Source organism: Simplicispira lacusdiani (assembly GCF_003604195.1).
Taxonomy (GTDB): domain Bacteria; phylum Pseudomonadota; class Gammaproteobacteria; order Burkholderiales; family Burkholderiaceae_C; genus Simplicispira; species Simplicispira lacusdiani.
Genome location: NZ_QXGR01000016.1, coordinates 1 through 9,907, shown reverse-complemented (window position 1 = coordinate 9,907; position 9,907 = coordinate 1). Strand labels below are relative to the sequence as shown.

19 protein-coding genes are annotated in these 9,907 nt (G+C 63.6%); 2 read left to right on the top strand and 17 right to left on the bottom strand.

Annotated features, from left to right (window positions below; translation table 11 throughout):
* Position 1 precedes the first annotated feature (1 nt).
* From D8S75_RS16710 to D8S75_RS16695, 4 genes are read right to left on the bottom strand one after another with little or no spacing between them, the layout of a single operon-like run.
* Positions 2-271: an HPr family phosphocarrier protein gene (locus D8S75_RS16710; protein ID WP_119967511.1), complete on the bottom strand. Its 270-nt coding sequence runs from the start codon at positions 269-271 to the stop codon at positions 2-4.
* A complete protein-coding gene (locus D8S75_RS16705) occupies positions 240-686 on the bottom strand; it encodes a PTS sugar transporter subunit IIA (protein WP_119967510.1) in 447 nt (148 codons plus the stop codon). The genes D8S75_RS16710 and D8S75_RS16705 overlap by 32 nt, the downstream gene beginning before the upstream one ends.
* Positions 683-1,942 carry an MFS transporter gene (locus D8S75_RS16700; RefSeq protein ID WP_198673233.1) on the bottom strand — a complete coding sequence of 420 codons (1,260 nt, stop codon included), beginning with the start codon at positions 1,940-1,942 and terminating at the stop codon, positions 683-685. The genes D8S75_RS16705 and D8S75_RS16700 overlap by 4 nt, the downstream gene beginning before the upstream one ends.
* Positions 1,942-2,484 (bottom strand): hypothetical protein, encoded by a 543-nt coding sequence (locus D8S75_RS16695; protein ID WP_119967508.1) that lies wholly within the window; start codon positions 2,482-2,484, stop codon positions 1,942-1,944. Before D8S75_RS16695 ends, D8S75_RS16700 begins: the two co-directional genes overlap by 1 nt.
* A gap of 191 nt (positions 2,485-2,675) precedes the next feature.
* On the opposite strand from D8S75_RS16695, the gene D8S75_RS16690 reads away from it, so the two are divergent.
* Both D8S75_RS16690 and D8S75_RS16685 read left to right on the top strand, forming a co-directional pair.
* On the top strand, positions 2,676-3,146 hold the full coding sequence (locus tag D8S75_RS16690; protein ID WP_232829090.1) for a peroxiredoxin family protein: 471 nt from the start codon (positions 2,676-2,678) through the stop codon (positions 3,144-3,146).
* Between the two features lie 108 nt (positions 3,147-3,254).
* Positions 3,255-3,746, top strand: a complete 492-nt coding sequence (locus D8S75_RS16685) for a GNAT family N-acetyltransferase (protein WP_119967506.1) — start codon at positions 3,255-3,257, stop codon at positions 3,744-3,746.
* 37 nt (positions 3,747-3,783) lie between these two features.
* Here the strand turns inward: D8S75_RS16685 and D8S75_RS16680 are convergent, their stop codons facing one another.
* The 13 genes from D8S75_RS16680 to D8S75_RS16620 form a co-directional block, all read right to left on the bottom strand.
* Entirely contained in the window at positions 3,784-4,296 is a 513-nt protein-coding gene (locus D8S75_RS16680; protein WP_119967505.1) for a peroxiredoxin, read from the bottom strand.
* Positions 4,297-4,412: 116 nt separating this feature from the next.
* Positions 4,413-4,682 carry a 30S ribosomal protein S17 gene (gene rpsQ, locus D8S75_RS16675; RefSeq protein ID WP_119967504.1) on the bottom strand — a complete coding sequence of 90 codons (270 nt, stop codon included), beginning with the start codon at positions 4,680-4,682 and terminating at the stop codon, positions 4,413-4,415.
* 12 nt (positions 4,683-4,694) lie between these two features.
* On the bottom strand, positions 4,695-4,889 hold the full coding sequence (gene rpmC, locus D8S75_RS16670) for a 50S ribosomal protein L29 (protein WP_119967503.1): 195 nt from the start codon (positions 4,887-4,889) through the stop codon (positions 4,695-4,697).
* 17 nt (positions 4,890-4,906) lie between these two features.
* On the bottom strand, positions 4,907-5,323 hold the full coding sequence (gene rplP, locus D8S75_RS16665; RefSeq protein ID WP_119967502.1) for a 50S ribosomal protein L16: 417 nt from the start codon (positions 5,321-5,323) through the stop codon (positions 4,907-4,909).
* A 2-nt stretch (positions 5,324-5,325) separates the two neighbouring features.
* Positions 5,326-6,216: a 30S ribosomal protein S3 gene (gene rpsC, locus D8S75_RS16660; protein WP_119967501.1), complete on the bottom strand. Its 891-nt coding sequence runs from the start codon at positions 6,214-6,216 to the stop codon at positions 5,326-5,328.
* A gap of 15 nt (positions 6,217-6,231) precedes the next feature.
* Positions 6,232-6,564 carry a 50S ribosomal protein L22 gene (rplV, locus tag D8S75_RS16655; RefSeq protein WP_119967500.1) on the bottom strand — a complete coding sequence of 111 codons (333 nt, stop codon included), beginning with the start codon at positions 6,562-6,564 and terminating at the stop codon, positions 6,232-6,234.
* Positions 6,565-6,574: 10 nt separating this feature from the next.
* Positions 6,575-6,853: a 30S ribosomal protein S19 gene (gene rpsS, locus D8S75_RS16650; RefSeq protein WP_119967499.1), complete on the bottom strand. Its 279-nt coding sequence runs from the start codon at positions 6,851-6,853 to the stop codon at positions 6,575-6,577.
* A 10-nt stretch (positions 6,854-6,863) separates the two neighbouring features.
* Positions 6,864-7,688: a 50S ribosomal protein L2 gene (gene rplB / locus D8S75_RS16645; protein ID WP_119967498.1), complete on the bottom strand. Its 825-nt coding sequence runs from the start codon at positions 7,686-7,688 to the stop codon at positions 6,864-6,866.
* A gap of 2 nt (positions 7,689-7,690) precedes the next feature.
* Positions 7,691-8,005 carry a 50S ribosomal protein L23 gene (gene rplW / locus D8S75_RS16640; protein ID WP_119967497.1) on the bottom strand — a complete coding sequence of 105 codons (315 nt, stop codon included), beginning with the start codon at positions 8,003-8,005 and terminating at the stop codon, positions 7,691-7,693.
* Positions 8,002-8,622: a 50S ribosomal protein L4 gene (rplD, locus tag D8S75_RS16635; RefSeq protein ID WP_119967496.1), complete on the bottom strand. Its 621-nt coding sequence runs from the start codon at positions 8,620-8,622 to the stop codon at positions 8,002-8,004. Before rplD ends, rplW begins: the two co-directional genes overlap by 4 nt.
* Positions 8,622-9,296, bottom strand: a complete 675-nt coding sequence (gene rplC, locus D8S75_RS16630) for a 50S ribosomal protein L3 (RefSeq protein WP_119967495.1) — start codon at positions 9,294-9,296, stop codon at positions 8,622-8,624. Before rplC ends, rplD begins: the two co-directional genes overlap by 1 nt.
* A 200-nt stretch (positions 9,297-9,496) precedes the next feature.
* Positions 9,497-9,808, bottom strand: a complete 312-nt coding sequence (gene rpsJ, locus D8S75_RS16625; RefSeq protein ID WP_005796953.1) for a 30S ribosomal protein S10 — start codon at positions 9,806-9,808, stop codon at positions 9,497-9,499.
* A 29-nt stretch (positions 9,809-9,837) separates the two neighbouring features.
* Positions 9,838-9,907, bottom strand: a 70-nt coding sequence (locus D8S75_RS16620) for an EF-Tu C-terminal domain-related protein (RefSeq protein ID WP_198525954.1), incomplete at its 5' end; no start/stop codon positions are given.

Genomic DNA, 9,907 nt, shown 5'->3' with positions numbered 1-9,907 from the left:
ATCACTCGCCTTCGCCGAACTTGTCGGCGATCAGGGCCAGCAGGGCGTCCATGGCCTCCTGCTCGCGGTCGCCGCTGGTCTCGATCTCGACCGTGGTGCCCAGGCCGGCGGCGAGCATCATCACGCCCATGATGCTCTTGGCGTTGATGCGCCGCTCACCCCGGCTCATGAAGACGTCGCAGGGAAAGCTGCCGGCGAGCTTGGTGAGCTTGGCCGACGCGCGGGCGTGCAGGCCGAGCTTATTGCTGATGGTCGTGCTGGTCTTGATCATGCGTTCTGGTTGTCTGGTTCTGCGGCGCGGTGACGGCCACCTGCATCACGCCCTGCGTGCCGCCCACCACGGCGCGCTGCACCAGGGCGTCGAGCGGCTCGGCCCGGTAGCACACGGTGCGCAGCAACATGGGCAGGTTCACGCCGGTCACGAGGCGCGCCTGACGCCCTTCCACGAGGCGCTGCGCGACATTGCACGGCGTGGCACCGAACACATCGGTCAGCACCAGGGTGGGCGCCTCGCCCTGCGCCGCCAGCTGGTTGCGTGCCTGGGCCAGGGTGTCCTCGGGCGCGGCCTGGGGCTGCACATCGAGCACCAGCACGCTGGCGGCGCAATCGGGGAACACATGCAGCGCGCATTCGCGCAATGCGTGGGCCAGCGGGGCGTGGGCGATGATGAAGATGCGCGTGCTCATTTTTCGGCGTTCTGGTGTCCATTATGGCCGCGCCCGCGCAGCATGAACCAGGCGTAGGCGGCGGTATTGCAGGCCAGGTAGAGCGCCATGGCCGCCCGGTAGGCATCCACGGTGCCCAGGCCAGCGGCCATGAACCCGTCAATCGCCAGGCCCACGCCCCACTGCACCACGAACACGCCGACAAAGACCACCAGGTTGTAGGCCGACAGCGCGCGCCCCGCCTGTGCCTGCGGAAAGGTCATGGCCAGCGCGGGCTGGGACTGCGAAACGAAGGTGGAGGAAGCGCAGAACAAGGCCCAGGCGCCCGCCCCGGCCGACGGTCCGAGCACGACGATGGCCGCCAGCACCACGAGGCTGATGGGCAGGCCCCAGGCCATCATGCGGTTCACCTCCAGCCCCCGGCGGTGCAGCCAGGGGCTGACCAGGCCCCAGGTCCAGAAGGTGCACAGCATCGCGGCGCTGATCCAGAACAACCCGGTGGCGGCCTGCAGCGGCGTCTGCCCGCCCACATTCTGGATCCAGGGGCCAGCCCACAGCGTCTGCATGGCCACCATGCCGCCATAGGTGAAAAAAGCCAAGGGCAGGAGGCGCTGGAAATAAGGGTTGCACCAGACCATGGCGTAGCTGCCGTCATCCATACGCTGCCGTGCGGTTCCCGCAGGCCCTGCAGCAGGCTCCCCCTGCGGCGGCTCCCACCGGGGCACGCCCAGGGTGATGCCCGCCAGGGCCAGCAGCAACAGCACCGCCAGCACCCAGAAGACCGGCCGCCAGCCGGCCAGCGGCAGCAGCCACTGCACCGGCAAGGTGGACGCCACCATGCCGAGCGATCCGGTCATGAGCATCCAGGAATTCGCGCGCAATTGCGCCGCCGACGTGAACCAGCGCCGGTAGCCCGTGAGCGGCGCCATCAGGCAGGCGCTGACGCCCGCGCCCACCAGCATGCGGCCCAACAGCAGCCCACCAAAGCTGCCGGCCGTGGCAAAAACCAGGCAGCCAAGCACGGCAACGCCCAGGAAACCCATCTGCACGGTGCGCGGTCCATGGCGGTCAAGCCAGCGCCCGAGTGGCAGCTGGGTCAGGGAAAAGCCCAGGAAGTAGCCTCCCGAGAGCAGTCCCAGGTCGCGGGCCTGCAGGACGAATTCCTGGGCCAGCGTGGGCGCCAGCGTGCCCGTGACGCCACGCAGCAGGGCCGACAGGAAATAGGCACCGGCAAAGGCCAGGAAAACAATGACGGCCGCGCGCCGCTGCAGCAGCATCACCGCAGCGCCAGCCCGGCGATGAAGGCATCGGCCACGGCGGGGCGCGGCTGCGCGCTCAGCACGATCGCATGGCACACGCTGACCTGCGGCCCGCGCACGCGTGCGAACCACACGGCCTGCGCGTGCACGGCGTCGCCGCCAGGCTGGCGGCCAGTAGCCACGCTGCGCACCGATTGCGGCAAATCCAGCGCGCCAGCGGGCAAGAAGGGTTGGTCCAGCGGTGCCCCGGGCTGCCCCTGCGCTGGCGCCTGCATGCCTGCCCAGACTGCGGCGCGCCAGTGAGTCAGCGCGGCGCCCGCGAGTGCTGGCTCTGGCAAGGCCGCACAGGCTGCGGCAAAGGTGGCTCCATCGGCCTCGCAGCCCACCATGTGCATTTCCACGGACTGTCCAGCCAATGCCACGGGCCGACGTGCCTGTTCGGGTTTGCAAGGCAGGCTGACGCTCATGGAGGCTGACGGCAGCATGGCTTCGCGCCAGTCGAGCGCCGGGCTGCATGCCATCAGCAAGCCCGTCACGCCCAGGCCAAGGATTCGGATCATCGCCCGATTATCGGCACAAGGACGGGCCGAGCCATGCGCCTGAACCAATACCCTCGTTCTGTGTCCAACCGGTTTGCGTGCCAGGCTCTGGCATGCCCCTGTATCCCTCAAGCCGCCCTGTGCTGTCGCACAATGCGGGCTCTTTCTCTGGAATGTCTATGCGGTTCAAGCAAGCGATGGTGTCAGTGGCAATGGTGGCAGCGGTTTCCACGGGGGCTTTGCTGCTGCCTGGGTGCAGCCAGACACCGGCACCCGAATCGACCTTCGTCCTGCTGGATGGCTCGCGCCAGACCACCGCTGATTTGCGAGGCAAGGTCACGCTGGTCAATTTCTGGGCCACCAGTTGCACCACCTGTGTGGCCGAGATGCCCGACATCGTGGCCACGCACCAGAAATTCCATGCCCGGGGCTTTGAAACCGTGGCGGTGGCGATGAGCTACGACCCACCCAGCTATGTCGTCAATTTCGCCGAGACGCGCAAACTGCCCTTCAAGGTGGCGATCGACAACACCGGCGCCGTGGCCAAGGCCTGGGGCGATGTGCGCATCACGCCCACGACCTACATCGTGAACAAGCGCGGCGACATCGTGAAGACCTACGTGGGCGCGCCCGATTTCAAGGAACTGCACGCATTGATCGAGACCTTGCTTGCGGGCTCCTGACCCTGCGACCCTCCCCTGGCCGATGTCTCGCGGGTTCATGGATTGCCCTGTACCGCGGCCCGTGGCCAGCCGCTACACTGCCGCTTCTCCCATTGAAATGTTCGAGAAGTGGATACCCCCTCAGTGACTTTGCAGCCCCCCAGCGGGCCAGTGGAAATCGACGCGCTGCGCGAGCTTTTTCAGGAATACGCCCACAGCCTGGGCATTGATCTCTGTTTCCAGCAGTTCGATGCCGAACTGGCCAGCCTGCCCGGAGACTATGCGGCGCCACGCGGCACGCTGCTGCTGGCACGCGTGGATGGCGAAGCCGCCGGATGCTGCGCCCTGCGGCCTCTCGACAACGCCGACTACCCCAACGCCGCCGAGATGAAACGGCTGTATGTCCGCAAAGCCTTCCGCGGCTTCGGCTTGGGCAGGCAACTGGCGGAGGCCACGCTGGATGCCGCGCGCCAGGCAGGTTACGCCTGCGTGCTGCTCGATACGCTGGACGAAATGGAATCCGCGCGAGCGCTCTACGCAGACCTCGGCTTCGAAGAAGTGCCGCCCTACTACCACAACCCGATTCCGGGCGCGCACTACCTGAAGGCCGACATCTCCTGATGCTCCCGTGGGCAGCGCGGCTTTCCCGCGCTGGCGCTCAGGCCGCGACGCGCGCCTGCGACAGCAGCGTGTCCGCGTCGCTGACCTCGAACTTGCCGGGGCCTTCGATGTTCAGTTGCACGACCTTGCCGTTCTTCACGAGCATCGAATAGCGATTGCTGCGCAGCCCCAGGCCCTTGCCATTCAGGTCGAGTGTCAATCCCGTGGCCTTGGCAAATGCGGCATCGCCGTCGGCCAACATGCGAACGGCGCCAGCGGTCTTCTGGTCGCGGGCCCAGGCCCCCATGACGAAGGCATCGTTCACGGCAAGGCACCAGATTTCGTCGATACCGGCCGCCTTGAATTCCGCTGCTTTCTCGACGTAGCCTGGCACGTGCTTGGCCGAGCAGGTGGGCGTGAAGGCACCGGGCACGGCAAACAGCGCGATCGTCTTGCCCGCCGTCGCGGAACCCACCTGGACGGGGTTGGGGCCAAGGCTGCAGCCGCTGCCTTCCACCTCGATGAACTCCATCAGGGTGGTGTCTGGAAGGGTGTCGCCAATCTGGATCATGTGGGCCTCCTGTGAACCGTTGGATGGGCGCCACCGAAAGCCAGGCGCCCAAAAAAGAAAAACGACCCACATTGTGGGTCGTTTTCACAGGCCTTGCAGCGCGAAGCCGGGAAGGCTTACACCAGGACAGCCTTTGTGACCAGACGGGTGGCAACCCAGTTCTTGGTCTTCGAGAGCGGACGGCTCTCGGTGATTTCAATCACGTCGCCCGTGTGGAACTCGTTGTTCTCGTCGTGCGCGTGGTACTTGCTCGACTTGGCAACGATCTTGCCGTAGAGCTCGTGCTTCACACGGCGCTCAACCAGCACGGTCACGGTCTTTGCACGCTTGTCGCTGACCACCTTGCCAATCAAGGTGCGCTTGAGGGATTTTTTAGCTTCCGTCATGTTCGCTCCTACTTACTTGGCGGCTTGCTTTTCAGCAAGAATGGTCTTGGCACGGGCGATGTCGCGGCGGGTGGTGCGCAGCGTGCCGGTGTTACCCAGCTGCTGCGTAGCCTTCTGCATGCGCAGGCCGAAGTGGGCCTTCTGCAGCGCCTTGATTTCTTCCTTGATGCCAGCAACGTCTTTTTGGCGCAGTTCAGCAGTATTCATATCAGTTTCTCCTGAAATTACTGGCCAACCATGCGGGCCACGAACGTGGTGCGCAGGGGAAGCTTGGCGGCAGCCAGACGGAAGGCTTCGCGGGCGAGTTCTTCGGGCACGCCGAGGATTTCGAACACGATCTTGCCGGGCTGGATTTCGGCCACGTAGTACTCGGGGTTGCCCTTACCGTTACCCATACGCACTTCAGCGGGCTTGGAGGAAATGGGCTTGTCCGGGAACACGCGGATCCAGATACGGCCACCACGCTTGACGTGGCGGGAGATTGCACGGCGTGCAGCCTCGATCTGGCGGGCCGTCAGGCGGCCACGGTCGGTGCACTTCAGACCGAAATCACCGAACGCCACCGAGTTACCCCGGGTCGCGATACCAGTGTTGCGGCCTTTTTGCTCCTTGCGGTATTTGCGGCGAGCAGGTTGCAGCATCTTTATTCTCCTTTACCGTCCGCTGCTGTAGCGGGCGCGTCTGCTTTACGAACGCGCTTAACGGCGGTTGCATCGGCGCCACCGGCGCCTGCGGGCTTGTCGCTACCGTCGGCCGGTGCGGCGTTCACGCCAGCAGGGCGGCGCGGGCCACGGCCTGCGCCGGGACCACGGTCGTTGCGGTCGCCAGGGCGGCCTTCACGGCGGGGGCCACGCGGACGGCGCTCGTCGTCGGGGCGGGGCGTTTCCACGGCGGGCAGGTCATTACGGCCCAGCGTGTCACCCTTGTAGACCCACACCTTCACGCCGATCACACCGTAGGTGGTCTTGGCTTCGGAGGTGCCGTAGTCGATGTCGGCGCGCAGGGTGTGCAGCGGCACACGGCCTTCGCGGTACCACTCGGTACGGGCGATTTCGATACCGTTCAGACGGCCCGACGACATGATCTTGATGCCCTGGGCACCCAGACGCATGGCGTTCTGCATGGCACGCTTCATGGCGCGGCGGAACATGATGCGCTTTTCGAGCTGCTGGGTGATGCTGTCGGCGATCAGCTTGGCATCGATTTCGGGCTTGCGCACTTCTTCGATGTTCACTGCCACCGGCACGCCCAGGCGCGACGCCAGTTCCTTCTTCAGGCTTTCGATGTCCTCGCCCTTCTTGCCGATCACCACGCCCGGACGTGCCGAGAAAATGGTGATGCGGGCGTTCTTGGCGGGGCGCTCGATCAGAATGCGCGACACGGCGGCATTCTTCAGCTTGGCCTTGAGGTACTCACGCACCTTGATGTCTTCGGCCAGCATGCCGGCGAAGTCACGGTTGCTGGCGTACCAACGGCTGGCCCAGTTGCGGCTGACCGCCAGGCGGAAACCGGTAGGATGGATTTTCTGTCCCATAGTCTTCCTCTGGCCTCAGTTGCCCACCGTCACGTACACATGGCACGTGGGCTTGCTGATGCGGTTGCCGCGGCCTTTGGCGCGCGCGGTGAAACGCTTGAGCGTGGTGCCTTGCTCGACGTAGATCGTCTTGACGCGGAGTTCGTCAATATCGGCGCCGTCGTTGTGCTCGGCATTGGCGATAGCGGACTCCAGCACCTTCTTCACGATGCCCGCAGCTTTTTTCTGCGTGAACGTGAGGATGTTCAGGGCTTGATCCACTTTCTTGCCACGGATGAGGTCAGCCACCAGACGGCCCTTGTCGACCGACAGGCGAACGCCACGGAGGACTGCACGTGTTTCAGACATGAGTTACTCCTTATTTCTTCTGGACTTTTTTGTCCGCGGGGTGACCCTTGAAGGTGCGCGTCAGGGCGAATTCGCCCAGCTTGTGGCCCACCATCTGGTCGGTAACATAAACCGGCACGTGCTGCTTGCCGTTGTGCACGGCGATGGTCAGACCGATGAACTCGGGCAGAACCATGGAGCGGCGCGACCAGGTCTTGATCGGCTTCTTGTCCTTCGTGGCAATGGCCTTCTCGACCTTGGCCACGAGGTGATGGTCAACAAACGGACCCTTTTTGAGAGAGCGAGTCATCTGTTACCCCTTACTTCTTGCGACGCGACACGATCATGTTCTGAGTGCGCTTGTTGTTGCGGGTGCGATAACCCTTGGTCAGATTGCCCCAAGGATCGACAGCATGACGGCCTTCACCGGTGCGGCCTTCGCCACCACCGTGCGGGTGATCCACCGGGTTCATGGCAACGCCGCGAACCGTCGGGCGGATACCCATCCAGCGCTTCACACCGGCCTTGCCGAGTTGGCGCAGGCTGTGCTCTTCGTTGGCGACCTCGCCGATCGTGGCGCGGCACTCGATGTGGATCTTGCGCACTTCACCCGAACGCATGCGAACCTGCGCGTAGGTGCTTTCGCGGGCCAGCAGCGTAGCGGAGGCACCAGCGGAGCGGGCGATCTGGGCACCGGCACCGGGCTTGAGCTCGATGCAGTGGATCGTCGAACCCACGGGGATGTTGCGGATCGGCAGCGTGTTGCCTGCGCGGATCGGCGCTTCGGAACCGGACATCAGCGTGCTGCCGACTTCCAGACCACGGGGAGCGATGATGTAGCGACGCTCACCGTCGGCATAGCACACCAGGGCAATGTGGGCCGTACGGTTCGGGTCGTACTCGATGCGCTCAACCTTGGCGGCGATGCCATCCTTGTTGCGCTTGAAGTCCACCACGCGGTAGTGGTGCTTGTGACCGCCGCCCTTGTGGCGCGTCGTGATGTGACCATTGTTGTTACGGCCGGCCTTCTGGAACTGGGGTTCCAGCAGGGGGGCGTAACCCGCACCCTTGTGCAGGTGATCACGGGTAACCTTCACCACGGCGCGTTGGCCGGGCGAAGTGGGTTTCATCTTAATGACAGCCATGATTACGCAGCCTCCCCGCTGAGGTTCAGCTCCTGACCGGGCTTGAGCGTCACGTAGGCCTTGCGCACGTTGTCGCGGCGGCCGACGGTCTTGCCAAAGCGCTTGGTCTTGCCTTTGGTGTTCACCACAGAAACGCCCTTGACCTCGACCTTGAACATCAATTCCACGGCGGCCTTGATTTCGGGCTTGGTTGCGTTCTGCAGCACTTTGAACGTCACAGCGTTGGACTTCTCGGCAACCATGGTGGCCTTTTCGGACACGATGGGAGCGACCAGCACCTGCATCAGACGACCTTCGTCAAACTTGAGCGTGCTCATGCGAACATCTCCTTGAGTTGGTCGATCGCGCCCTTGGTGACGAGCACTTTCTTGAAGTGCACCAGCGACACGGGATCTGCGTAACGCGGTTCGACGACGAACACGTTCTTCAGATTGCGCGAAGCCAGGTACAGGTTTTCATCGACTTCCTCGGCAATCACCATCACCGATTGCAGATTCATCGCCTTGAACTTGTCGGCCAGGACCTTGGTCTTGGGCGATTCGAGCGTGAGCGAGTCCACCACGGCCAGACGGCCTTCGCGGGCCAGCTGCGAGAAGATCGAAGCCATACCAGCGCGGTACATCTTCTTGTTGATCTTCTGGGTGAAGTTTTCGTCGGGCATGTTCGGGAAAATCCGACCGCCCCCACGCCACAGCGGCGAAGACGTCATACCGGCACGCGCGCGACCGGTGCCCTTTTGCTTGAAGGGCTTTTTGGTGGAGTGGCGAACCTGCTCGCGGTCCTTCTGGGCACGGGTGCCCTGGCGGCCGTTGGCGCGGTAAGCGACCACGATCTGGTGCACCAGATCTTCGTTGTATTCACGACCAAACACGGTCTCGGGCGCATCGATCTTGGATGCGGCCTGGCCCTGGTCATTCAGGAGTTCGAGCTGCATTAGTTCGCTCCTTTGGAGGCTTTGGCCTTGACTGCGGGACGCACCGTCACGAAGCCACCCTTGGAGCCCGGAACAGCGCCCTTGATCAAGAGCAGTTGGCGTGCTTCGTCCACGCGAATCACGTCGAGGTTTTGCGTGGTGACGGTTTCGTCGCCCATGTGGCCGGTCATGCGCTTGCCGGGGAACACACGGCCGGGATCCTGCGCCATACCGATGGAACCAGGCACGTTGTGCGAACGGCTGTTACCGTGCGACGCGCGCTGCGAAGCCATGTTGTGGCGCTTGATGGTACCGGCGTAGCCCTTACCGATCGTCGTGCCTTGCACGTCGACCTTTTGGCCAGCGGAGAACACCGATGCCACGGGCACGGCGGCGCCAGCTTGGTACTGGGCAGCGGTGTCGGCGGTCACGCGGAATTCACGGACGATTTCGCCTGCTTCCACGCCGGCTTTCGCCAGGTGACCGGCTTGCGGCTTGGTGACGCGCGAAGCCTTGCGCGCACCGAATGTGACCTGCAGGGACACATAGCCATCGTTCTCTTGGGTTTTGACCTGGGTCACACGGTTGTTCGACACATCCACCACCGTGACAGGAACTGCGTCCCCATCATCGGTGAACAGGCGCATCATGCCCACCTTGCGGCCCAGCAACCCCAGGGAGTTGCTCAGACTCATTTGTTTCTCCAAAACTTCCACCGCCGCGACTTCAATTGGCCCCGGCGTTGCGCTCTCGCGCATGAAAGACGGTTGATAAAACTCCACCCTAAAGCTTGCGCAAAAAGGGCGAAGCCGCAAAGTATAACGCGAACTGCTTTTGCAAGCAAGTTCGCGTTATTTTCACAAGAACCGGCGGCCTCGCCGCCGGAGCATGCGAATTACTGCAGCTTGATCTCGACGTCGACGCCAGCGGGCAGGTCGAGCTTCATCAGTGCGTCCACCGTCTTGTCCGTGGGATCGACGATGTCCATCAGGCGCTGGTGCGTGCGGATTTCGAGCTGGTCGCGCGACGTCTTGTTGACGTGCGGCGAACGCAGGATGTCGAAACGCTTCATGCGCGTGGGCAGGGGCACGGGGCCCTTGACGATCGCGCCGGTGCGCTTGGCGGTGTCAACGATTTCAGCTGCCGACTGGTCGATCAGCTTGTAATCGAAGGCCTTCAGACGGATGCGGATTTTTTGCTTGGACATGGCAATTCCTTGTGCGTCTTGGGACAGGATTACTCGATGATCTTGGCCACGACGCCGGCGCCGACGGTACGGCCGCCTTCACGGATAGCGAAGCGCAGG

Bases quoted from the DNA above. Each gene is read 5' to 3' on its own strand.
- D8S75_RS16710 (WP_119967511.1), bottom strand. From the start codon at position 271: ATGATCAAGACCAGCACGACCATCAGCAATAAGCTCGGCCTGCACGCC.
- D8S75_RS16705 (WP_119967510.1), bottom strand. From the start codon at position 686: ATGAGCACGCGCATCTTCATCATCGCCCACGCCCCGCTGGCCCACGCA.
- D8S75_RS16700 (WP_198673233.1), bottom strand. From the start codon at position 1,942: ATGCTGCTGCAGCGGCGCGCGGCCGTCATTGTTTTCCTGGCCTTTGCC.
- D8S75_RS16695 (WP_119967508.1), bottom strand. From the start codon at position 2,484: ATGATCCGAATCCTTGGCCTGGGCGTGACGGGCTTGCTGATGGCATGC.
- D8S75_RS16690 (WP_232829090.1), top strand. From the start codon at position 2,676: ATGGTGGCAGCGGTTTCCACGGGGGCTTTGCTGCTGCCTGGGTGCAGC.
- D8S75_RS16680 (WP_119967505.1), bottom strand. From the start codon at position 4,296: ATGATCCAGATTGGCGACACCCTTCCAGACACCACCCTGATGGAGTTC.
- rpsQ (WP_119967504.1), bottom strand. From the start codon at position 4,682: ATGACGGAAGCTAAAAAATCCCTCAAGCGCACCTTGATTGGCAAGGTG.
- rpmC (WP_119967503.1), bottom strand. From the start codon at position 4,889: ATGAATACTGCTGAACTGCGCCAAAAAGACGTTGCTGGCATCAAGGAA.
- rplP (WP_119967502.1), bottom strand. From the start codon at position 5,323: ATGCTGCAACCTGCTCGCCGCAAATACCGCAAGGAGCAAAAAGGCCGC.
- rpsC (WP_119967501.1), bottom strand. From the start codon at position 6,216: ATGGGACAGAAAATCCATCCTACCGGTTTCCGCCTGGCGGTCAGCCGC.
- rplV (WP_119967500.1), bottom strand. From the start codon at position 6,564: ATGTCTGAAACACGTGCAGTCCTCCGTGGCGTTCGCCTGTCGGTCGAC.
- rpsS (WP_119967499.1), bottom strand. From the start codon at position 6,853: ATGACTCGCTCTCTCAAAAAGGGTCCGTTTGTTGACCATCACCTCGTG.
- rplB (WP_119967498.1), bottom strand. From the start codon at position 7,688: ATGGCTGTCATTAAGATGAAACCCACTTCGCCCGGCCAACGCGCCGTG.
- rplW (WP_119967497.1), bottom strand. From the start codon at position 8,005: ATGAGCACGCTCAAGTTTGACGAAGGTCGTCTGATGCAGGTGCTGGTC.
- rplD (WP_119967496.1), bottom strand. From the start codon at position 8,622: ATGCAGCTCGAACTCCTGAATGACCAGGGCCAGGCCGCATCCAAGATC.
- rplC (WP_119967495.1), bottom strand. From the start codon at position 9,296: ATGAGTCTGAGCAACTCCCTGGGGTTGCTGGGCCGCAAGGTGGGCATG.
- rpsJ (WP_005796953.1), bottom strand. From the start codon at position 9,808: ATGTCCAAGCAAAAAATCCGCATCCGTCTGAAGGCCTTCGATTACAAG.